Origin of the sequence: Colwellia sp. 75C3 (assembly GCF_002836255.1) — a bacterium.
Taxonomy (GTDB): domain Bacteria; phylum Pseudomonadota; class Gammaproteobacteria; order Enterobacterales; family Alteromonadaceae; genus Colwellia.
The window spans coordinates 48607-70243 of record NZ_PJAU01000051.1; the positions used below are offsets into that span (position 1 = coordinate 48607).

The 21637-nt window shown below is 39.2% G+C and carries 19 protein-coding genes; 12 read left to right on the plus strand and 7 right to left on the minus strand.

Annotated features, from left to right (window positions below):
- Nucleotide 1 precedes the first annotated feature (1 nt).
- The 7 genes from CXF85_RS23305 to tssA all read right to left on the minus strand — a co-directional run bounded on the left by CXF85_RS23305 (nucleotide 2) and on the right by tssA (nucleotide 5663).
- The gene (locus CXF85_RS23305) at nucleotides 2-127 is read right to left on the minus strand and encodes a hypothetical protein (protein WP_269801177.1); all 126 of its coding nucleotides are present in this window, start codon (nucleotides 125-127) and stop codon (nucleotides 2-4) included.
- A gap of 2 nt (nucleotides 128-129) precedes the next feature.
- Nucleotides 130-618 carry a type VI secretion system baseplate subunit TssE gene (gene tssE / locus CXF85_RS11930; protein ID WP_101228765.1) on the minus strand — a complete coding sequence of 163 codons (489 nt, stop codon included), beginning with the start codon at nucleotides 616-618 and terminating at the stop codon, nucleotides 130-132.
- 2 nt (nucleotides 619-620) lie between these two features.
- Nucleotides 621-2141, minus strand: coding sequence for a type VI secretion system contractile sheath large subunit (gene tssC, locus CXF85_RS11935; RefSeq protein ID WP_198555618.1), 1521 nt, complete (start codon nucleotides 2139-2141; stop codon nucleotides 621-623).
- Nucleotide 2142: 1 nt separating this feature from the next.
- Entirely contained in the window at nucleotides 2143-2358 is a 216-nt protein-coding gene (locus CXF85_RS11940; RefSeq protein ID WP_101228767.1) for a hypothetical protein, read from the minus strand.
- 75 nt (nucleotides 2359-2433) lie between these two features.
- A complete protein-coding gene (gene tssC / locus CXF85_RS11945; protein WP_101228768.1) occupies nucleotides 2434-3930 on the minus strand; it encodes a type VI secretion system contractile sheath large subunit in 1497 nt (498 codons plus the stop codon).
- Nucleotides 3930-4448, minus strand: coding sequence for a type VI secretion system contractile sheath small subunit (gene tssB / locus CXF85_RS11950; RefSeq protein ID WP_101228770.1), 519 nt, complete (start codon nucleotides 4446-4448; stop codon nucleotides 3930-3932). The genes tssC (CXF85_RS11945) and tssB overlap by 1 nt, the downstream gene beginning before the upstream one ends.
- A gap of 90 nt (nucleotides 4449-4538) precedes the next feature.
- Nucleotides 4539-5663, minus strand: a complete 1125-nt coding sequence (tssA, locus tag CXF85_RS11955; protein ID WP_101228771.1) for a type VI secretion system protein TssA — start codon at nucleotides 5661-5663, stop codon at nucleotides 4539-4541.
- 601 nt (nucleotides 5664-6264) lie between these two features.
- On the opposite strand from tssA, the gene tagH reads away from it, so the two are divergent.
- The 12 genes from tagH to CXF85_RS12015 all read left to right on the plus strand — a co-directional run bounded on the left by tagH (nucleotide 6265) and on the right by CXF85_RS12015 (nucleotide 21637).
- A complete protein-coding gene (gene tagH / locus CXF85_RS11960) occupies nucleotides 6265-8058 on the plus strand; it encodes a type VI secretion system-associated FHA domain protein TagH (protein ID WP_101228773.1) in 1794 nt (597 codons plus the stop codon).
- Nucleotides 8059-8082: 24 nt separating this feature from the next.
- A complete protein-coding gene (gene tssJ, locus CXF85_RS11965) occupies nucleotides 8083-8577 on the plus strand; it encodes a type VI secretion system lipoprotein TssJ (protein WP_101228774.1) in 495 nt (164 codons plus the stop codon).
- 296 nt (nucleotides 8578-8873) lie between these two features.
- The gene (gene tssK / locus CXF85_RS11970; protein WP_101228776.1) at nucleotides 8874-10208 is read left to right on the plus strand and encodes a type VI secretion system baseplate subunit TssK; all 1335 of its coding nucleotides are present in this window, start codon (nucleotides 8874-8876) and stop codon (nucleotides 10206-10208) included.
- Between the two features lie 24 nt (nucleotides 10209-10232).
- Entirely contained in the window at nucleotides 10233-11168 is a 936-nt protein-coding gene (gene icmH / locus CXF85_RS11975; protein WP_101228777.1) for a type IVB secretion system protein IcmH/DotU, read from the plus strand.
- A 31-nt stretch (nucleotides 11169-11199) separates the two neighbouring features.
- Nucleotides 11200-14760 (plus strand): type VI secretion system membrane subunit TssM, encoded by a 3561-nt coding sequence (gene tssM, locus CXF85_RS11980; RefSeq protein WP_101228779.1) that lies wholly within the window; start codon nucleotides 11200-11202, stop codon nucleotides 14758-14760.
- On the plus strand, nucleotides 14760-15479 hold the full coding sequence (gene tagF, locus CXF85_RS11985) for a type VI secretion system-associated protein TagF (RefSeq protein WP_101228781.1): 720 nt from the start codon (nucleotides 14760-14762) through the stop codon (nucleotides 15477-15479). The genes tssM and tagF overlap by 1 nt, the downstream gene beginning before the upstream one ends.
- 207 nt (nucleotides 15480-15686) lie before the next feature.
- Entirely contained in the window at nucleotides 15687-16445 is a 759-nt protein-coding gene (locus CXF85_RS11990) for a PP2C family protein-serine/threonine phosphatase (RefSeq protein WP_101228782.1), read from the plus strand.
- Between the two features lie 24 nt (nucleotides 16446-16469).
- Nucleotides 16470-19535, plus strand: a complete 3066-nt coding sequence (locus CXF85_RS11995; RefSeq protein ID WP_101228784.1) for a bifunctional serine/threonine-protein kinase/formylglycine-generating enzyme family protein — start codon at nucleotides 16470-16472, stop codon at nucleotides 19533-19535.
- 2 nt (nucleotides 19536-19537) lie between these two features.
- Nucleotides 19538-19840, plus strand: coding sequence for a hypothetical protein (locus CXF85_RS12000; RefSeq protein ID WP_101228785.1), 303 nt, complete (start codon nucleotides 19538-19540; stop codon nucleotides 19838-19840).
- A gap of 91 nt (nucleotides 19841-19931) precedes the next feature.
- Nucleotides 19932-20549 carry a MotA/TolQ/ExbB proton channel family protein gene (locus CXF85_RS12005; protein WP_101228786.1) on the plus strand — a complete coding sequence of 206 codons (618 nt, stop codon included), beginning with the start codon at nucleotides 19932-19934 and terminating at the stop codon, nucleotides 20547-20549.
- Nucleotides 20550-21125 carry an ExbD/TolR family protein gene (locus CXF85_RS12010; protein ID WP_101228788.1) on the plus strand — a complete coding sequence of 192 codons (576 nt, stop codon included), beginning with the start codon at nucleotides 20550-20552 and terminating at the stop codon, nucleotides 21123-21125.
- A 5-nt stretch (nucleotides 21126-21130) separates the two neighbouring features.
- Nucleotides 21131-21637 (plus strand): ExbD/TolR family protein, encoded by a 507-nt coding sequence (locus CXF85_RS12015; protein ID WP_101228790.1) that lies wholly within the window; start codon nucleotides 21131-21133, stop codon nucleotides 21635-21637.

Genomic DNA, 21637 nt, shown 5'->3' on the forward strand with positions numbered 1-21637 from the left:
GTTAAAGTTCCTTAACGCTTTCTGTTTGAATAAGAGAGTGAGTAACAGAATCAAGCAGAGAACCATGCATAGACTCATAAACCACTACGTCAGGCAATATCGGGAAATTTCGTTGTTCATCGGACATAGTTAAAGTTCCTTAACGCTTACAGAGCGCGTAACAGAATCGAGTATAGAGTCATAAACCACAACTTCTGGTAGTGGATCGGCATAAATAACCGTATCAATACGAAAACGTAAGGTGCGGTCTATGCTGTCAGCGTTTTCAATAAAAGAGACTCTGACCGATTTAAATCTAGGCTCATAAATTTTTAAGGTGCCTTCTAAGTGAATAATAAATTTTTTACGTCGTTCAATATCCATAATGTTAACGGTGGCAAGGTCAGGTAAACCATAATTGAAAAGTGATTTTTCAACTTCTACCAAGTCACTGCTAGGTTGTATCAGGTGAAAACGGGTATTAAGCAGAGACTCTAGATCTCTTCGAATACTACGGCGTAATTGTTTTAATACTTGGTGATGTTCCAATTTTTTTTCTACCTGATTGTGAGGTTCATCATCAAAAAGGCGATCTAAAATGGAAGGGCGTAATTTCTTGTCTTTATCAATACGTGCCATCGTTACTTCCTAAAAGAGGCTAGTTCAGTCACTAGTTCCAGCTCTGAAACCATTTGGTCAAGCTGATAATGTGGCTGTATATGGATAACGCATAAATAGTGGCCGGGTTTATTTGGATGTTCTTTTACCCGTACATAGCCTTCTTTTAAAGGATATTTTGCTTGTTCTTCCCAATCAAGATCTTCACTGCCAGTGGTATATTTCATTAGCCATTGTCTGATGTGATCTTCACATTTCTCTGCGCTAATAAAAGAACCGACTTTGTCTCTGACCATCAATTTAATAAAATGCGATATTCTTGCGCCACATAAAACATGTTGTAACATTGACGATATTTGAGCATTGGTGGTTGCATCTAACGTCGTGTATTTTTTTGGCTTATGCAGTGATTGGTTATTATAAAATGTTGTGTAAGGCGATAAATAACCCTGGCAAAGAGGAATGAAGCCCAGTTCGCTAATGTTCTTTTCGATAGCGTCAGTAATAATGACGTCAGTCGTTGGTTTAACCGCAATATCATTGGCATCGGTCGCATGACTATCTACCGCTAGCTCTTTAAAAATACCACCAGAAAGTTGGTTTCTAGGTGCGCCGCGAATATGACCAAACCAACCGATATCGGCAAATTCTCTGATTAATATGCAGCCGAAGGCGTAACAGGCATTGCCCCATAAATTGTTTTCACCATGGCGAGCGCTTTTTTCATAAAAGTTAATGCCTTTATAACTGCCCATCGTTGTTTGATAAGGACGACGCATTAATATTTTCGGTAAGGCTAAACCAATAAAACGGGTATCAGGAGATTTTCTTAAGGCATTCCATTTAATGTATTCTGTTTGGCTAAAAACTTTTTCAAAATCGACCGGTAAACCCAAGCCAGAAAAGTCATCCATACCAAATAAATCACTCGAGGCTGAGGTAATAAAAGGCGAGAAAGAGGCGGCAGCAATTTGTGCAATACCGGCTAAGGTGGCAATGTCGTCAGTGGGATGATCTTTGCTTACTCGATGACTAATTTCATAATCACCAATAATGGCGCCGTAGGGTTCACCGCCAGGCGTACCGTATTCTTCACTGTATATCTTTTGAAATAGCTGACTTTGATCAAATTCCATGGCTTTACTGATATCTTTAACCACTTCAGTCCAGCGTATATTAAGCATCTTTATTTTGATGCTTTGGTAACCTTCAGCTTGCTTAACCAATAACCATAAGCCGCGCCATGAGGCTTCTAACTTTTGCAGTCTGGCATGATGAATAATTTGATTTACTTGTTCATTTATTTGCTCATCAATATCAGCAACAAGTCTAAGTAAGGCATTTCGTACCGTCTTGGCTGACGTTAACTTGCTTTTATCGACAAAGTTTTCAATGCAGTATTGTAACGCTTTGGTATCGTCTTTTTCAGCGAGCAGCTGCGTTAAATTAGTGATGTAAGCCGATTGCTCCAATACCTCATCAAGAAGTACCGAATCAAGCCGAGTTGATTCAGGGTTGCTCATTAGTATTGGGGAGTAGGCCACGTTAAGTTTTGCTTGGTAAAGCAGTGAACGTATAAAGCGTTATTGTTGGATGTGTTAACGATAAGGTTAGTGTTAGCTTTAAGTAATTGAATAATAAGGAAACAAATAATAGAGGGCGCTGCTTTAACTGATCGATAAAAGCCAATGACAGTTGCGCATAATTGGCAATCGTCATCAATGCTTTATCGTCTTTGGTAAAAGTAACACCCTGCTTCATTATTTATTCCCTTAATAGTTGCAGGTAATACCGTTTGGCGATATTAGCCAAATGATATTACCTAACGTAGTTCAATTAGCTAGCTTTTGGAATCTTAGCGACTAGTCTAAGGGAAGCACTTAGCTCTTCCATTTGTAACCAAGGGCATAAATGTGCAATAGCACTATAAGAGCCAGGCTGACCTGGAACTTCTTTAACTTCTACCTTAGCTTCTCTTAATGGATACTGTGCTTTCATTTCAGCACTCGCATCAGAACTGTTATTTACATAACTGTTAATCCACTTGTTAAGCCATTCTTCAGCTTCAGATGCTTCAACAAATGAACCAATTTTATCGCGGCCCATTACTTTTAAGAAGTGTGCAATACGTGCAGTTGCCATGATGTAAGGTAAACGAGCAGAGATTGCATAGTTAGCTGTTACATCTGGGTCATCAAACGTTTTAGGTTTTTGAGTCGTTTGTGCACCAAAGAATACTGCGTAATCAGTATTTTTATAATGACATAACGGTAAAAAGCCTAACTTGCTTAATTCAGCTTCACGACGGTCAGTAATACCAATTTCGGTAGGACACTGTTGATCAACATCACCATCATCACTAACAAAAGTATGGCTTGGTAAACCGGTAACTTTACCGCCACCTTCAGCGCCACGAATACTTGTACACCAACCATATTCAGCGAAAGATTTTGCTAATGTTGCGCCCATTGCGTAAGCAGCATTCATCCAACAGTAACTGTCATGTTTGCCTTGAAGCTGATTGCCCCTTTCATCAAGCGAACCTTCTTCAAAGTTGAATGCTTCAATTGGCTTGGTATCTTGACCGTAAGGTAAACGTGCTAATACACGTGGCATAGTCAAGGTAACAAAACGTGAATCATCACTGTCACGGAAACTACGCCATTTGATGTATTCAGCAGAATCAAAGATTTTTTCTAAATCACGTGGTTTAGACAATTCAGCAAATGATTCAAAACCAAACATTTCTGGGGCAGTAGCCGCAATAAATGGACAGAAGCCAGCGGCAGCGATATTTGAGATATTTGATAATAAATCTACGTCATTTGGATGAGATGAAAATTCAAAATCACCAATTAATGCTGCATAAGGTTCACCACCGGCCGTACCAAATTCACTTTCGTAAATCTTTTTAAAGGTCTGGCTTTGATCAAATTCAACCGCTTTTTCAAGATCTTTATAAATTTCTTTTTTACTGATATTAAGCACACGAATTTTTAATTGTGAGCTAGTTTCAGAGTTCATCACAGTGTGATGCAGACCACGCCATGAGCCTTCAAGTTTATTAAACTTTTGCTCTTGCATAATCGCAGAAAGCTGAGTAGACAAAGCAACGTCAATAGCATCGATTGCAGCATTGATGGTAACCGTTAAGCTTTTATCCCAAGAAACAGTGCCGTTCATTGCTTCTTGCGTAAGCGTTTTTAATAATGCTTCGGTTTCGTCTCTAGGGGTTTGTTTAGTTGCTGAGATAGCTTGTTCTAAAAAGCTAGCTTCTACTACATCACCAGCACTTGCTTCTGCTTGGTTGGATAAAGTTTCTTCAATAGACATTACTTATCTCCTTCATTATTAGCATCAACACCTAGCTCACCAGATAAAGTAGAAAGCGCTTCAGTATTATTTAGAATGTTTTCTAAAAGGTCTTCTAACTCTTCAGAGCGATCCGCTTTACTTAATAAATCACGTAATCTGTCACGTGTTTGTAGTAATTTTTTAAGCGGTTCAACTTGTTCGACAATTTTATGCGGTTCAAAGTCTTCCATGTGGTTAAAGTTAAGATTAACCTCCATTTGACTGCCATTACCCGCTAACGTGTTTTCAACTTGTAAATTTAACTTAGGCGCAGTTTTTGACATGATGTCATTAAAGTTATCACGGTCTATTTGTGAAAACTTTCTGTCTTTTAATGCTTTTTTATCTTTGGTATTATCACCAGAATAATCACCCATGACACCCATAACAAAAGGCAATTCCTTTTTAGCTACAGCGCCATTCGTTTCCACATCATAAGTAATGTGTACGCGAGGTTTCCTTACTCTTTTCAGTTTGTTATGAATACTTTCACTCATGTTTTTCTCCGTGTATAAAAATTAATTTGATTGTTAACAATAACTTTTCATCAGCGTATAAGTTTTGACAGCTTATACGTTGAAAAAATATTAATCGTCGTCAACACTTACTCCGGTAAGAGAGCTATAGGTATCTCTTGAAGACGAATCAGGAATTAACTCTTTCATCAACTCTTCAAGCGGCATATTCCCCCACCTCACTGTTTTCGTTAACATAAATGATATAGGTGAGTGTGGTTCTGTTTTCTTAAAATAGTCAGCAATTATATTAAGTTGCTTAAATGCATCGTCTCGTGAGTTCAATGCGGCAGTAATATTATTTGATTGTGAAGCGTTTGCAGTGACTTCGGGTTGATCGATCAATTCATCACTCTGTTCATCACTTTCACTGGTCTCAATAACAATAGGTAGCTTAGCTTTCGCTATGTGATTGATCGCACCTTTAGCACCTTCAAGCAGTTCAATTATCTTACTGGTTGGTGGCGCTTCAGAACGGCCACACAATTCAATTAATAACGCATCAACGGCTTTGTATTCAGTGATACATACATCGATATCATCATATAAATTTGCATAATATTCATTTGAAGATTGACCCACCGCTTTTTCAATGTTGTCCATTGAAAAACCATTTCTTTCTATTTGGTTTCGTTGTTTATTTTCATCAGACATGCGACTAACATCTACTGCTTGCTGATATTGCCAAAAAGAGTAGGGTTCGGAAGCGGCATCCTCGGTAATAAACGAGTTACGGATAGGTGTTAATAAAACGCCATCGGCACCTTCACCGTTTAATCCCGCTATAGGCGCAACGCGAGTTTCAATGCCATCTTCATCTTCTACTGGATATAAGCCTTGTTCCCAATAGTTTTCAATTAATTGTCTGATTAAGGTAAAGCCATCTTTAAGGCCTTGGAAGCCAGATTTTCTTACTAACGCTTCGGTAAGCCAACAGGCAATTTCAATATCTTTAGCTTGAGTCGCTATCAATTTGGGCGCTAATGAAAATATTTTCCCCCAGTGTTCTTGTGCTTCAGTATTGTCACCATCAAACATGTTATTGCGTTCAGCATCGCGGGCTGCACGTCTTGCGTCTTTTATTTGGGAATAATTTGAAGAATAAGCTGTATCAATACGTGGGTCATTACCAACGCTAAGTTCACCTTCAATAGGGGATAGCAGGTATGAAATATCAATTAGTGCAGGTGAGGGCATTGAATCTATGATCTCCGTATATTTAGTGTTATGTAGTCCTTCTGGCTGAGAAGATTATTATGTAATGGCTTTATTTGCAATAGATGCGATAAATATTTATTAACAATATAATTACATTGGTTAGCAAGTCTTTCAACAGCTTGGAAATAGTTAAAAATCACTTAATTTCAATTAAATTAGTGGCTTATGTCGGTGGTGTTGGCGGGTTTTATCTTGCGAGAGTTATTGTACAAAGGGATAATGCTACAATGTTAATTTTGATGGCTTTTCATATTAATCATCTGTAACATGAACGTCAATTTATCTGTTCAGTTGGTAGTACACTTTAATTTTGTAGTAATACATACGTTGGTTGTTGAGTTTCAACGCCGTTATTAATCTTATGTACCACGTCTTAAAGTCTAAAATATCCATCATATAACAACATAGGTTTAACACCTTTATAATGTTAGGCCCCATTTAAATTACCCGCTACTTTGCGGTATGGCAGTAATGCATGAATAAAATAAATAAATAGATAATTTAATTATTTATACCGAGTAAGAACATGAAGTTCTTTGATTAATAATGATGATGAGGTTCCTTATCAAGGAATGATTTTATGCCAATTGAAATAACCATTATTAACTCACCAAGCAATGTCAATGTAGGTCAGTCAAACCATACATTTCCAGAGGCGGGTGGAACGCTAGGACGCGGCAGTAATAACTTTTGGATATTAGATGATCCTAATAAATATATGTCATCTGTTCATGCCAAAATCGAATGTATAGCAGAACAATATTTCCTGACTGATTTAAGTACTAATGGTACTTTTATTAATGGCGCATCTGAGCCCATTGGTAATGATAATCAAATAGCCTTAAATGATGGTGATCATTTTACTATCAGTGATTATGAGTTTATCGCTAATATTCCCAATTCGATGGTTGATGCGGATATATTCGAAAATAACAACAATGCAGACCCTTTTGCGGACTTTTCTGATTTTGATGAAGTCAGTGCTCCTGCATCAGGGCAAGATGATTTTATGTCGTCAAGTCCATCAAGCTTCTCAAACAACGATCCTTTTGCTTCAGGCATCAATCAAAGTCATTCGGCTAACAATCCATTATCAGCTTTTGATGCGGAACAAATTGATCCTCTTGAATTATTAGACAATGCCCAATCGGCTAATGATCCTTTTGCAATGCCAATAAATGGCCTTGATGACTTTTCACAAAGTAGTCATGTGTCAAAAAATAATGTTCAAGATTCTTTTGTAGCCAGTACCAGCACGTCAATTGAAAGTAATAATGTAGCGACTGATTCTATTAGCTGGCCTTCGGCAAATCAGGACACTAGCTTAATTCCTGATGATTGGGATGACGAGGATCTACTTTCTGATTTTGGTCCAGCAGTTACTGCACCAGCTCAAGTTATTCCTGACTATGAAAAACCAGCATATGTAGCGCCAGTGCAACAAAAGCCTGCTTATGAAACACCAATATATGAAGCAACAGTACAGCAAGCACCAGCCAATGGAACACCAGTACATCAGGCTCCGCAAAACCAAAACCAAAACCAAAACCAAAACCAAAACCATGAAGCTAACGTTGCAGCCGTAGCGGTGCCAGCAGGTAAACCTTCGGATGTTGAATATACCCAGCTAAAATATACCCAGCTAAAATTGAAAAACCAACAGTTACAAAGTGAAGTTGAACAATTGAAACAGCAATTGTTACAGGCGAATTCAACGCAAGCTACGCCAAGTGCAGCGATTAATAGCCGAGGTGAAACCCATAGTGTTGTTAATGCTATGGGGTTAGCGAAGTGGAATCTAGATGATAAAAAAGTCGCTGAAATAAATGAAATGGTCGGATTGTTAATGCGTGAAACCATGCAAGGCATGATGCGAGTATTAAAATTTAGAAAGAAAATTAAAGAAGAATTTAGAATCAACGTGACTACCATTCAATCTGTTGAAAATAACCCATTAAAATTCTCCGCCAATATAGATGATGCGATGGAAAATATGTTCATCAAAGAGAACAATGCTTACAAAGCGCCTGTTGATGCAGTAAGAGAAGGTTTTCAAGGTATAGCTGAACATCAAGTGGCGGTGATTGCTGGGATGCAAGCAGCATTTAGAGGCATGATAGAACGATTTGATCCAAGTAATTTAGAGAGCCGTTTTGAAAAGTACAAGAGTTCAAGTTTGCTAAGCCTAGGGCAAAGAAGCAAACGTTGGTCAGCCTATAAAGAATATCATCAAGGTTTAACCGAAAATCTAGATGATTCTTTTCAGCATTTGTTTGGTTATGACTTTGTACAAGCGTATGAAGACCAAATGCAACGCTTAATCAGTGCAAGGCTTTCACCAAATGAAAGCGATAAAGATGAGTCAATTAACTAATTTACGAGGCATAACGGAACCAAAATGAGAAAATTTAATATCAGTAAAATATTATTCGTTACCGCAATCGCGTTTTCACTTATTTCTTGCACTTCAGTAAATAGTAAAGTGGGCAGCTTACTCGACCTTGATACTGATTTGAAATTGAGTTTTGTGGTAGACAAAAGTGTTAACCCTGATGACAGTAAAATATCTTCACCACTGATTGTCAGAATGTACGAATTGAAGTCAACTAAGGCTTTTGAAAATGCCAATTTTATCGACTTATATGAAAGAGATGCAGACGTATTAGGTAAAACGATGATTAGCCAACAGTCGTTGAAGCCTATTCAGCCGAATGAAGATCGCTCAGGAAGATTTGTCTTAAGCAAAGGCACAAAATTTATCGGCTTGTACGCTGAATTTCTACAGTATGAAGATGCTAAATATAAAGTCATTATTCCTGTAGCCGAAACTAACGTTGTTAGCTCAACGGCAAAAGTACAGCTTTTTGAAAACAATATGATTTTGTTGAAATAGTACAAAATTAAAAGAATAAGTATTGTAAGAATAAAATAACGTGCCTATGCCTATGCCTATGCCGATGGATCAGGGACGTCATGCCCGTGGTGTATTAATCGGGGGACCAGTTTGTAAAAGTCATCTTCGATCAGAGACTTCGAAGATGACTTTTACAGCAAGCTCCTGAGTTAACTGCATTAGGCATATAGAAGAATAGAATTTACGTTTGTAGACTGTATCCATCTCACGTCCTTAAAAGTGGCAGTGAAGGCGAACTACGGTCAATGGAATAATAATAAAAATAGCAGGATCTTATGTCACTAGATAGCAAAGTAGTTTGGTCAGAAGGGATGTTTTTAAATCCTCACCATTTCCAGCAGCAAGAACGTTACTTAGAAAAGTATATTCAAGGTAAATGCTCAGCGATGGGAGCGTATGCTTGGGGTATTAATCAACTCGACCTAGACCAAGAACTGCTTAAATTAGGGAAAATATCCCTAATAAGATCGTCGGGTATTTTCCCTGATGGTACGCCATTTAGTTTTCCTGATCATAACGATCGTCCCGATGTATTTGAAGTACCTGAAAACACCACCAATCAAATTGTTTACCTTGCTATACCGGTTAAACGTCCTGGCGCACTTGAGATCCTATCTAATGATGATTCACAAGGAGTAGCGCGTTATTATTCCTCAAAACAGGCCATTAGAGATGTTTCTTTTGATGGTGGAGAATCATTAGATATTGCGGTAGGAAAACCGAGGTTACGGTTATTACTGGGCTCTGATGATTTAAGCGGTTACGCCACGATAGGTTTACTTAAAATTGTTGAAACAAGAGAAGATAAAAACGTCTTACTTGATGATAACTATATTCCGGCCTGTCTTGATTGTACTGCAGCGTTAAAATTGTCTGGATTTCTATCTGAACTTGTTGGTTTACTTCATCATCGTGGCGAGTCAATTGCCGGCCGTCTAGCGGATACTCAACGTGGCGGTACAGCTGAAGTGGCTGATTATATGATGCTGCAAATGATCAATCGACTTGAGCCTTTAGCTGCACATTTATCAACACTGCAAACATTGCATCCACTCGAGTTATATACCGAGTTAGTGCAAATGGTGGGTGAATTCTCTACCTTTGTTACCGAAACCAAAAGACCACCAAGCTTCGGTGCTTATTTACATGGTAATTTACAACAAACATTTACCCCGGTAATGACTTCATTAAGACAATGTTTGAGCATGGTTTACGAGCAAACTGCTGTTTCAATGCCACTTATTGAAAAGAAATTTGGTATTAGAGTTGCGCAAATAACCGATAGAACCTTGCTTAGTACCGGCGTTTTTGTCTTGGCTGTACGTGCTCAAATCCCTGAGAATAACTTACGAAATCAATTTCCAGCCACCGTTAAAGTGGGTCCAGTGGAGCGTATTCGCCAATTAGTAAATGCGGCTATGCCGGGTATTCCCCTTAAAGCTTTACCTGTCGCACCAAGACAAATCCCTTATCATGCGGGTTATTGTTACTTCGAGCTTGAAAGAAATAATGACTTCTGGAAAGAACTCAGTCATTCAGGAGGGTTTGCCTTCCATATTGGTGCTGACTACCCAGGATTAGAACTTGAGCTTTGGTCCATACGCCAATAATTCACTTACCTCAAAGGAATGAATATGTCAGTTGATAATGCAGATAAAACGGTATTTAGACAACCTATTAACCGAGGTGATGGCACGGTAGTACGTCCAATGCCAGGTGGGCGAGCACCATCGAATCAACCCGCTCAAGCGCCGGTTCATCAGCCCTATCATGCTCAGCCGGCTCAACAGGTGAGCATGCCAAGACATGATTCCCCAGGTGATTTCTCTACCACTTACGGCTTAAACCCGTTAGTTAACGCGGCTTCTACCTTATTAGCAGTATTTTCAAAAACGCGAGAATCACTTAGTCACCCTAATGTTGGCAGCTTACACCAACAGCTTGACCGTGAAATAAAGACTTTTGATACCAAGGCTCGCAGTGTCGGCGTTAAAGAAGATACCGTGATGGTCGCTCGTTATCTGCTGTGTACCATCTTAGATGAAGCGGTACTCAATACACCATGGGGCGCTGAAAGCTCTTGGAATCAAAGAACATTATTAGGCATATTTCATAAAGAAACAGCGGGTGGTGAGAAATTTTTTGCCATTTTAGACCGTTTACGTAATAGCCCAGCTGAAAACATTGAAGTGCTTGAACTTATTTATATTTGTCTTAGCTTAGGTTATGAAGGCAAATATCGTGTTGTGGCACGCGGTAGAGATCAATTAGAACAATTACGTGATGACTTATTTTATATTATCCGCAGTTATCGAGGTGAGTATGAACGCTCGTTATCACCTTGCTGGCAAGGCTTAGCTCACTCTAAAAATACGCTTTTAAATTACGTGCCTATGTGGGTAGTTGCCAGTGTAGTCGTCGGGCTTATGGCGTTAACTTATTCAGGCTTTAGGTATTGGTTAGACCAATCTTCAAGCTCAGTAAGTCAGCAGCTTAGTGAGATAAAAAGTGACAATAACCAAGTTGTAAAAGGCTTGAAGTCAACTAAGCCGTCACCTAAGTCGTTATAAGCAAGTCGTTTAAAAATTATCTGAGTATTTAATGAAAAATATTATCGCTTTTTTTAAAAATAGAATTGTCATCTCCGTTATTGGTTTAATCATCTTAGCGTTACTTATTTGGTTTATCGGCCCAGCGTTTAAATTTGGTGCAGACAATACCGCGCCGCTCTTATCAGAAAGCGCCCGATTAATAACTATTTTAGTGATCTCTCTACTGTGGGGCATTAATAACCTACGAATCCAACATCAAGAGAAGCAGAGTAATAACAACCTAGTTAATGATTTACAGAACTCACAAGAAGAGTCTGCGGGTGATCTTATTGCCGATCAAACCTCAGATGAAATGAGCCAGATGAGTGAGCGCTTTACCCAAGCATTAACTACCTTGAAAAAACTAAACTTTAATGGTGGCGGATCAAAAGCGGCATTATACGAATTACCTTGGTACATTATTATTGGGCCTCCTGGCTCAGGTAAAACAACCGCTTTAGTTAATTCCAGTTTAGACTTTCCCCTTGCCGAGCAATTTGGAAAAGGCGCATTACAAGGCGTTGGCGGCACAAGAAATTGTGATTGGTGGTTTACCAATGATGCAGTTTTAATTGATACAGCGGGTCGTTACACCACACAAGATAGTCATAAAGTGGTTGATAGTTCAGCGTGGGAAGGTTTCTTAAGTCTACTTAAAAAACATAGGCGTAGAAGACCTATTAATGGCGCCATTGTCGCAATTAGTTTGCAGGAGCTATTAACACAAACTGAAGAAGAACGTGCTAAACATGCGAAGCTTATTCGAAGTCGCATAGACGAGTTAATGGAAAAACTTGAAGTACGTTTCCCCGTTTATTTGATGTTCACTAAATGTGATCTAGTTTCAGGTTTCAGTGAGTTTTTCGAAGATTTAGGCAAAGAAGAGCGTGAGCAAGTATTAGGTATTTCTTTACCCGATTCTCCTGAGCCGTCAAAAGCACCTGATTTTGAAAAATTAACGCTAGAATACAAAAATATCATTAAGGGTTTATATCAGCGTGTGCTTTTCAGAGTACACAACGAGCGTGATATTAAACGCCGTAGTGCTATTCAAGGTTTTCCACAGCAAATGGAAAACCTGCAAGACATGGTTGATAGCTTTGTTCAACAAACTTTTGCACAAAACCGATACAGTTTACAGCCATACCTGCGTGGTGTTTATTTTACCAGCGGTATACAAGATGGCACACCTATCGATCGTCTAATGAACTCGGTTTCGTCTAATTTTGGCTTTGCTAACACGGGTGGCCATTCGCCACTACAACAAGGCAAAAGTTACTTTTTAGGCAAGCTTTTCAAAGATGTTATCTTTACTGAATCAGAGCTGGTGGGCGCGAATCGTTTTTATGAAAAAGTGATTAAATGGGGGCAGCGTGTTGCTTACACCACCATGGCGGGCATCTCGGCTGCCTTAGTTGTACTTTGGACCGGCGCTTTTACTCAGCATGAAAGTCATATGCATGAAGTTGAAACTTATGTCGCTGAATATAACGAACAAGCTAAAAATCAAAGCCGTTGGTCTTCAGATATTCGCAATACCTTACCAACGCTTAATGCCTTAGCAAAAGCCAGTATTGTCTATGATCAAGAGCAAAATCCATGGCTAAACAGCTTAGGTATGTATGATACTAGCGTTGATGAAGCAGCAAATGATGCCTATAAAAGTCACTTAACCCATGTCTTTTATCCAAAACTAATGAAGTATGTTGAGATACATTTAAAAAGCAGTGGCTCGACTGAGCAGTTATATAGCGCTTTTAGAACCTACATTATGTTCAACAAACTTGAGCATATGGATAGAACACTTGTTCAAGAATGGTTTTTAAATCAATGGCAAGATGAGTTTGCTCAACAAACAGAAAATAAACAGGCACTTGAGGCTCATTTAACGGCGTTATTAGCCTTAACGATTAGACCCGCAGAGCTGAACAAACCCTTAGTTGCTTCAACAAGGCAGCGTTTATTACATATGCCAATCTCACAGCGTATTTATCAACGTATTCGCACTAAAGCTGAGTACGCACAACCGATTAATATGCTTGCTGAAATGGGTGGTGCGGTACAAGACAGTTATCGAGTTAATCCGGCTATTGAAGCTAAATTAACCATTCCGATGTTATTTACTAAAACCAGCTATGACCAAATAGATTTCTCTGCTGATTCTGAACTTATAGTTAGCATCGCAAACGAACGATGGTTACTTCATGATGAAGCTAAACAAGAAGTTGCATTTATTAGTGATGATCTTGATGACATCAGTAAAAAAGTGAAGGCACTTTATCTAGCTGACTATAATAAACATTGGCAACAAATATATGATGCCTTAAATGTAAAACCGGTTAAAAACATTTCACAAACCAGTAACTTATTGTCAAGTTTTGCAGACCCTATATATTCACCGATAGTAGCAATACTTAATGTCACATCAAATAATACTCAGCTATCGAGCCAAGCGGCAGCTAACGTGTCTGATGACAATTCAACCGGCATCACAGGTGCGTTGGCTGATTTTGCTGCGTCGAAAGCCCAGTGGACCACGGTAGATAAAAGATATCGAAGTCTTAATGTCTTGTTGCGTGAAAGTAAAAAGCAGCCTGCTGCAATAAACACAGCGTTGTTAAAAATATCTCAGCTGCAAGAAATGGTAAATAGCATCAGTTTAGCGCCAGATCCTAGTCGAAAAGCGTTTAAATTAGTGAAAGCACGCTATCAAAATGGTGCGGATAATGCGATTACTGCGCTGCACTCCTACGCAAAAAATATGCCTAAACCGGTTAAGCGTTGGTTAACTAGCCTCGCAGATGAAACGTGGCGAGTGATACTACTCTCTGCGCATCAACACATTGATAATGAGTGGCGAAATACCGTTTACCAGGCTTACATGGACAGCATTGAAGGTCGTTATCCGGTAGCTGAGAATTCAGATAACGATATTGCATTATTTGACTTTGTTACCTTTTTCAAAGCTAACGGTACTGTTGATGCTTTTTACCAAGAGAACGTTAAGCCGTTCATTACCACGCGTAATGGTTGGAAAAATAAAACCATTGATAAGTACAACGTAGGCTTATCCAAAGGCACGTTACGACAAATACAGCGCGCCTTAGAAATTAAAAGTGTCTTGTTCAGAGAAAGCGCTGAAACACCCAGTTTAGGCTTTAGCTTAAAACCTGATGCAATGCCAAAAAACAATGTCAGATTTATGCTTGAAGTGGGTGATAACAGAATAACCTATAGCCACGGACCTAAATTTTGGAAAAGCCTGAAATGGTCAGCTGATAGCGAACAAAGCCGTGTGCGTATCGTATTTGAAGACTTAAATGAGCAACAGCATAGTGAAACGTTTGAAGGTCCATGGGCTTGGTTTAGGTTGTTAGCTCAATCAAAACTGACCAAAACGAATGAATCTAGCACTTATTTAGTGACTTATGCCATTTCAAATAACAGTGATGATGAAAGGCAGTCTTTTGATGCTAAACACAATATTTCTTATAAAATCAAAGCGAAAAGTATCAATAACCCGTTTGAAAAGAAATTATTAAGCTTGTTTAAATGCCCTGAGAGGATCTAGTGAACGCTGATATACCTTTAGGTTTATACGGTAAATTACCGAGCTACGGTGACTTTGTTCACCGTAATCTACCGACCAAATTTATCACTACTTGGGATGAATGGTTGCAGCTTTTTGTCTCAAGCTCAAAAGAGCAAATTGGCGAGCAGTGGTTAGACATTTATTTAACCAGCCCTATTTGGCGTTTTGTTTTATCAGCAGGTGTTGTTGATGAAAATAACTGGGCAGGAATAGTATTGCCTAGTGTTGATCAGGTCGGTCGTTATTATCCATTTACACTTGTTGTGCCGCTGAATAATGACATTAACCCGCTTGAGTTTATGTCAAGTAATGGTCGATGGTTTGCACATATTGAAGAGCTAGCGTTACAAGCACTTGATGGACAGTTTTCTCTTGAAGAATTGCTTGAAAAAGCTAATCACCAAGCGGTTATGGTGCCGATGGCCTACCGCAAAACAGGGCAGCAGTTATCAACAAGTAGTCAGCACATAGATTTTCAATTCGAAGAAGAATTACCAATGAATGTCTATGCCCATTTGCTCGATAGCATGTTCACCTCAACGCTAAATAGTTACAGTGTTTGGTCAACGAGTGGCTCAGAGAATATATCACCTTGTCTTTTTAGTGTGCAATCATTGCCACCAGCAAGCCAATTACCGGCCATGATAGATGGTAATTGGGCGCATTGGGGCTGGCCAAAAACCTATATCGCCAAGTAGGTGTGCGGATAATGAAGTCATTTAGTAACGTTGCTATGTACATGGCTCAAGGAAGTCATCCCCGTGGTGTATTAATCGGGGATCTAGTGTTTAAAAAGTGATGGATCTTCGATCAGAGACTTCGAAGGTGACGTTAACAGCAAGCTACTTAGTTGAATACATAGGCATGTTAAGTAATAAATAAAGAATCAAATAAAGAAATAAACTATGAACGACGTAACGGTAAGACGCCCATTGATGTGGGTGAGTGAAGGTGCCACGGATGTGGGTACAGTAAGACCTTTAAATGAAGACTCATTTTTATGTCAACCTGAAATTGGCTTGTGGACGGTAGCTGACGGTATGGGCGGTCACGACGGCGGCAGTGTGGCCAGCCAAATGATCGTTGAAAACTTAAGTCAGCTGAGCAGAAAAAGCAATTTAGATGCGTTCGTTAATGACATTGAAAACAGTGTGACAGATGCCAATAACTGCTTATTAGAATACTCACGTTTACAGTTAAATGGTCGAATTATTGGTAGTACCTTTGTGTCATTGTTAATTAAGGGCAATGTTGGCGTTTGTTTATGGGCAGGAGATTCTAGGCTTTATCGTTTTAGACACGATAAACTTAGCCAGTTAAGTCGAGATCATAGCCACGTTGCAGAACTCGTTAGTGAAGGTTTAATCTCTGAAGAAGAAGCTAAAACTCATCCTGAAGCTAATGTAATTACTCGTGCAGTGGGCACTTCAGAGCGTATTGATATTGATGTTGATGTTTTTGATGTCAGAGTCGGCGATCAGTTTTTACTCTGTAGCGATGGTTTGTATAACGCCGTTGAAGACGATGAGATTATGCAATGTCTGCGCGAAAGCACCTTGGATAGTTCAGTAAATAACTTAATACAAACCGCATTAAACAACAAAGCTTCTGATAATGTTTCAGTGGTATTGGTTAAAGGCATTCATCAAAATGTCAGTGTATAAGCGTAATGGAGTACTTAGCTAGTCATGTCAATCAATGACCAAGATAAAAATGATGCGGTAATCACACAGATAAGTGATAAAACAGATGTACCGAATCATGAAAATCAAGCGGCAAAAACCGTAATTAGAAAGCCGCTTGTAGCAGATAAACCCTCTGAAGTAGTTGCTAAGCCTTTTGAAACACAAGATGAAGCCAAAACTGTGTTTAGAAAACCTATTTCTAAAAGCAAAGCAGAGGCTATTGCTAAAGCCGTTGCTATTGCTAAATCAAAAAATGCTGCTGTTGCCAGTGAAAGTCTTGATGCTGTTACTCATAGTGAAGAGGCCGGACTCTCTCCCAAGATAACTGCCAACGAGACGCTAGCTTCAGATAGAACTGTTTTTTCACCAAGAGTTCCTCCTAAAGCAGCGGTTAAAGTACTCGTTGAAACTGATGTTAGCCCAAATATGGCTGATTCCGATAAAACAGTTTTTGCTGCCCGTGTACCACCAAAAGTTATTAAAAATGTGGTTGCCGATGATGCGACGCGTTTTAGCCCAAGTAGCTTTGGTACAAAAAGTGCCATATCGAATTCATCATCAGCAAGTGCTTATGACAATACTAATACCAGCACTAATCACAATACTCTCGGCAACGAAAGTACCAACAATACTAATCATAGCGCGGTTGATCTTATTAATGGTCAAGGTGAAGCTCAAGACACGAATATAACCAATACCGCTTATACCGCCAATGCCACCACTGCGATTGATAGTTCAGGTGAAGAAAGGAAATTGCTTAAAGGCCGTTTTGTGCTTGAAGAAATTTTAGGTATCGGTGGTATGGGGGTTGTGTACAAGGCCAAAGATTTATTAAAAGTTGAAGCACAAGACAAAGACCCTTACGTAGCGATTAAAGTATTAAGTGAAGAGTTTAGAACTCACCCTGAAGCCTTTATTTCCTTACAACGTGAAGCGAAAAAAGCCCAGCATATTGCCAATCATAATACGGTAAAAGTATACGATTTTGATCGTGATGGTGACGTTGTTTTTATGACCATGGAATACATGGTTGGCCAACCTCTTGATCAAATGGTAAAGCAATATCATGCCACGGGTTTACCGCCTAAGGAAACGTGGAGCATTCTTCAAGGTATGTGTTTAGCGCTTATCCACGCACATAACGAAGATATAGTGCATTCTGATTTAAAACCAGGCAACATTTTTGTTACCGAAAATGGCACTGCAAAAATATTTGATTTTGGTATTGCGCGAGCGGTGCAAAAAATTGACCGTAGTCATAATGAGCAAGACCGTACCGTGTTTGATGCCGGTAACTTAGGCGCACTTACGCCAGCTTATGCCAGTCGTGAAATGTTATTAGGGCAAGTCCCTGACGTGCGTGATGATATTTATGCTTTGGGTTGTATTGCCTATGAAATGCTTACTGGCGATCATCCCTTTACCCGCCTACCTGCAGATGAAGCTTATGATAAAAAATTAAAGCCTAAGCGTATTCAAGGTATTAAAAAACGTTACTGGAAAGCCATCGAAGCAGCGTTAGCTTTTGAGAGAAAAGATCGCATAGTCTCTGTTGAAGCTTTTTATAATGAAATTACCGAAAAGAAAAAAGCAAGTGGTCTGCTCGGAGTCACCTTTGCGGTAGCTGTTGCCGCTTCTGGATTTGCTTATTATGAATTTACTAAGCTTGAAGAGCCAAAAGTATCACAAGCAGAGTTGATGACGCAGCTTGAATTTAAAATTCGTTATCAGGTACTACAAGAAAACATCGAACGTTTTATTGCTTCGCCAAGCTTTTCAACTGAGTGGCAAGGTTCGTTGTGGGAAGAAGTACAGTCCCTCGCTAAATTATTTCCTGAAAAGCCGACGCCTTGGTACTTTACTAAGCGCGAAGAAATCTATCAGTTATATCTAGGGCAAGTTGCTAAGGCTATCGGAGCGGCAAGTTTTTCACGCGCTAATGCATTAATCGCTAGTGCCAGTCGATATAGCGATGATCTCAGTAAGTTAGATCAGCAGAAATTCAATTTATCGCAAAAAATAGCGCAACAAGAAGCAGCGGATAAAAAATCTGAGCAAGCTAATCGTTTAGCTAGCCTTGAGAGAAAAAGAAAGGCAGCGCAAAGCGCAAAAGTGAATAAAGCTAAACAGGTTGAATTAGCGGATAAAAAAAGCACGACCAATTTTTATAACCTAGCCATGATCAACGTAAATGATCAATTGGCCTGTACGCAGCGTTTAAACATGCGTGATTTCAAAATTGCCATTGAAAAACTAAGAACCTTAGATTATTCCCGTTATAAAAAAGCGGAAAAAACAATCACCAAAAGTGTAGCCTCTTGTCTTGTTACTATGGGACAAGTGAGTCCTGATTATGCTAAAGATGCGAAGCGTTATGCGTTGTTGTTGTTTGCTAATAATCAAGATATAGCCTCGGTAGTGATTAAAGAAAAAGATGGTTGTCAGCTGTCTATTGCTGGATTAGGTGCTCGTGGATCTCGCGCTGTCTGTAAAGATACCTTAAAAGTTGGTGGTACCGGACCAACGATGGTCGTGATACCTGGCAATGACAAAATTAAAGCATTTGCCATTGGTCGATACGAAGTTTCAATATCACAATATAATCTTTACTGTACTAAATCTGGGGTCTGTAAGCCTATTTTTGGTATCAGTAAACGTTTGCCTGTTACCAATATTAGCTTAGCGGAAATGACTAATTACATTAGTTGGTTAAGTAAAACAACGGGTAAAAAATATCGTCTACCACACAAGCACGAATGGCTTCATGCTGCGCAATCAAAAGATAACCAACTTGATTCGAATCGTAACTGTCAAATCAGTTCGCGCGGTATTAACAAAGGTAATGAACTCATTAAAACGACTACAGGTAAACAGAATACCTGGGGCGTAATTAATTATGCAGGTAATGCGCGAGAGCTTGTTTACCTTTCGGGTAAAAAAGTTGCCGCAGTGGGTGGATCGTATCAAACGTCTATGGATGTTTGTACCAGTTCAGCGCTTACCAGTCACACGGGTAGTGCTGATGAAATTACCGGTTTTCGCTTAGTTAGAGACTTAGTAGGTAGCTAAATATGAATATTTTTGAATGCTCAAAACAATTACGAGAGCTAACTAAAGCTCATGCCAATTACACCATGTCGTTAGACGATTATCGACGTGATCGAAAGGTGTTATTAGATGCTCTCGACCATACCGTCAATGGTATCGCGAACCTTCAAAGTGAAGCGCTACCATCAGTAATACCAGCACCAATAGCGAGTCTTGATATTACTCAACATCTTGAAAGTCATGAACAACATGATAAAACGCAACCCTACTTAGTCAAAAAAATAGATGAATGTATGAATTTTATCAAAGGCACAAACATTAGTTAAGCTAGCTAACAAAGGTAGCTTAACAACAATAAATGAATCAAAAACAAATCAATCAATCAAAAATTATAATCACTAATCAAAAGGTATTTTCATGGAAATTGTTAAATTATTTCAAGCGGGCGGCACTTTTATGTACCCGATTTTATTGGTTCTGGCGCTCGGTTTAGTCATTGCCATTGAACGCTTTGTTTATTTGTTCAGAACTGAAAAAGCGACTAACTCAGTATGGTCTGAGTTAGTACCAATGTTAAAAGCGCTAGATTTTGAACGTGCGGTAAAGTTCACCTCTGCAATAAAAACCCCTATTGCCAATGTACTTAATTATGGTTTTTCACGTCATAACGACAACAAAAGCCGCGAAATAATTGAAGCGGCATTAGAAGAGGGCATTATGGATGAAATGCCACAACTAACTCAACGCACGCATTACTTAGCGACCTTAGCTAACATTGCTACTTTATTAGGTTTATTAGGTACTATCATCGGTCTAATTCAAGCATTTACTGCTGTTGCTCAAGCGGATCCTGCAGAGAAAGCCGATTTACTTTCAGCGAGTATCGCTGTTGCCATGAACACTACCGCTTTTGGTTTGATCGCAGCTATCCCTTTGTTATTAATTCACTCTTACTTAATAACTAAAACTGCGCACTTAGTTGATAATGTTGAAAAATCAGCCCTTAAAGCACTTAACTTAATGGTTAGAGATTAAATGAAAAAAAGAGGCTTACAAGGTATACAACAAGCTGAAGAGCTTAATATCACCGCCTTTTTAAATTTAATGGTGATATTAGTACCCTTTCTATTGATCACAGCGGTTTTTTCAAGACTAACCGTACTTGAATTAAACCTACCTGCACTTGATGCGAAAGGCGAAACATCTGCCAAGGTAAAGCTGCAATTAGAATTGGTGATACGCGAGCACAGTTTTGACATTCAAGACGCTAATATAGGTCTGATTAAAAGCATTGTGCGCACTCAAAAAGATGGCCAATGGAAACAGTTTACTGATGCTATGGTGGCGATTAAAACGCGTTTTCCAGATGAAAGCAGTATTTCATTATTACTTGAACCAGCGGTTGATTATAAAACCATGATCAAAGTAATGGATAAGGTACGCAGTGCCCAAGTCGTTACCGGTTTTGAAGCCGTAACCGTGGTGTTATTCCCCGATATTTCAATTGGTGATGCCCAAGTTATTACGACTGTAGCTATCACGGATGAAACCGTTGCCGCCGGAGCTGACGTAACGTCAGATCAAGCAAGTGACCAACGTGCTAAAGAGTAAATATTATGAGCAAGGCTAAGTTATCCGGTCGTTCAAAACGCATGTCGAGTTTTGCAGGCCTCCATAAACACGGTGGGTTAAACCTCGTGTCACTGATGGATATTTTTACGATTTTAGTATTCTTTTTATTGGTTAGCTCTGGCTCTCAGCAGTTACCTAGTAGTAAAGATATTACTTTACCAACGTCGGTTGCTGACAAGGTACCAAAAGAGACACTAATTATTAGTATCACCGCGACTGAAGTATTGGTGCAAGGTAAGAAGGTTGTTGATATTGCCAAGCTAATGGACACTGATGAGATCATTATTAGTGAGTTAGTAAACGAGCTTAATTTTAGAGCTGACAATCGCCTATACGCGCAAGCAGACCAAAGCGAAGGGCAGGCTATTACTATCATGGGTGATGAAAATATCCCCTATCAGTTACTTCGAAAAATACTCGCTACCTGTCGCCAAACCAATTACACCAAAATAGCCTTTGCCGCGGTGCAAACCGCTAAGAACAAAGGGTAA

Bases quoted from the DNA above. Each gene is read 5' to 3' on its own strand.
- CXF85_RS23305 (WP_269801177.1), bottom strand. From the start codon at position 127: ATGTCCGATGAACAACGAAATTTCCCGATATTGCCTGACGTAGTGGTT.
- tssE (WP_101228765.1), bottom strand. From the start codon at position 618: ATGGCACGTATTGATAAAGACAAGAAATTACGCCCTTCCATTTTAGAT.
- CXF85_RS11940 (WP_101228767.1), bottom strand. From the start codon at position 2,358: ATGAAGCAGGGTGTTACTTTTACCAAAGACGATAAAGCATTGATGACG.
- tssC (WP_101228768.1), bottom strand. From the start codon at position 3,930: ATGTCTATTGAAGAAACTTTATCCAACCAAGCAGAAGCAAGTGCTGGT.
- tssB (WP_101228770.1), bottom strand. From the start codon at position 4,448: ATGAGTGAAAGTATTCATAACAAACTGAAAAGAGTAAGGAAACCTCGC.
- tssA (WP_101228771.1), bottom strand. From the start codon at position 5,663: ATGCCCTCACCTGCACTAATTGATATTTCATACCTGCTATCCCCTATT.
- tagH (WP_101228773.1), top strand. From the start codon at position 6,265: ATGCCAATTGAAATAACCATTATTAACTCACCAAGCAATGTCAATGTA.
- tssJ (WP_101228774.1), top strand. From the start codon at position 8,083: ATGAGAAAATTTAATATCAGTAAAATATTATTCGTTACCGCAATCGCG.
- tssK (WP_101228776.1), top strand. From the start codon at position 8,874: ATGTCACTAGATAGCAAAGTAGTTTGGTCAGAAGGGATGTTTTTAAAT.
- icmH (WP_101228777.1), top strand. From the start codon at position 10,233: ATGTCAGTTGATAATGCAGATAAAACGGTATTTAGACAACCTATTAAC.
- tssM (WP_101228779.1), top strand. From the start codon at position 11,200: ATGAAAAATATTATCGCTTTTTTTAAAAATAGAATTGTCATCTCCGTT.
- CXF85_RS11990 (WP_101228782.1), top strand. From the start codon at position 15,687: ATGAACGACGTAACGGTAAGACGCCCATTGATGTGGGTGAGTGAAGGT.
- CXF85_RS11995 (WP_101228784.1), top strand. From the start codon at position 16,470: ATGTCAATCAATGACCAAGATAAAAATGATGCGGTAATCACACAGATA.
- CXF85_RS12000 (WP_101228785.1), top strand. From the start codon at position 19,538: ATGAATATTTTTGAATGCTCAAAACAATTACGAGAGCTAACTAAAGCT.
- CXF85_RS12005 (WP_101228786.1), top strand. From the start codon at position 19,932: ATGGAAATTGTTAAATTATTTCAAGCGGGCGGCACTTTTATGTACCCG.
- CXF85_RS12010 (WP_101228788.1), top strand. From the start codon at position 20,550: ATGAAAAAAAGAGGCTTACAAGGTATACAACAAGCTGAAGAGCTTAAT.
- CXF85_RS12015 (WP_101228790.1), top strand. From the start codon at position 21,131: ATGAGCAAGGCTAAGTTATCCGGTCGTTCAAAACGCATGTCGAGTTTT.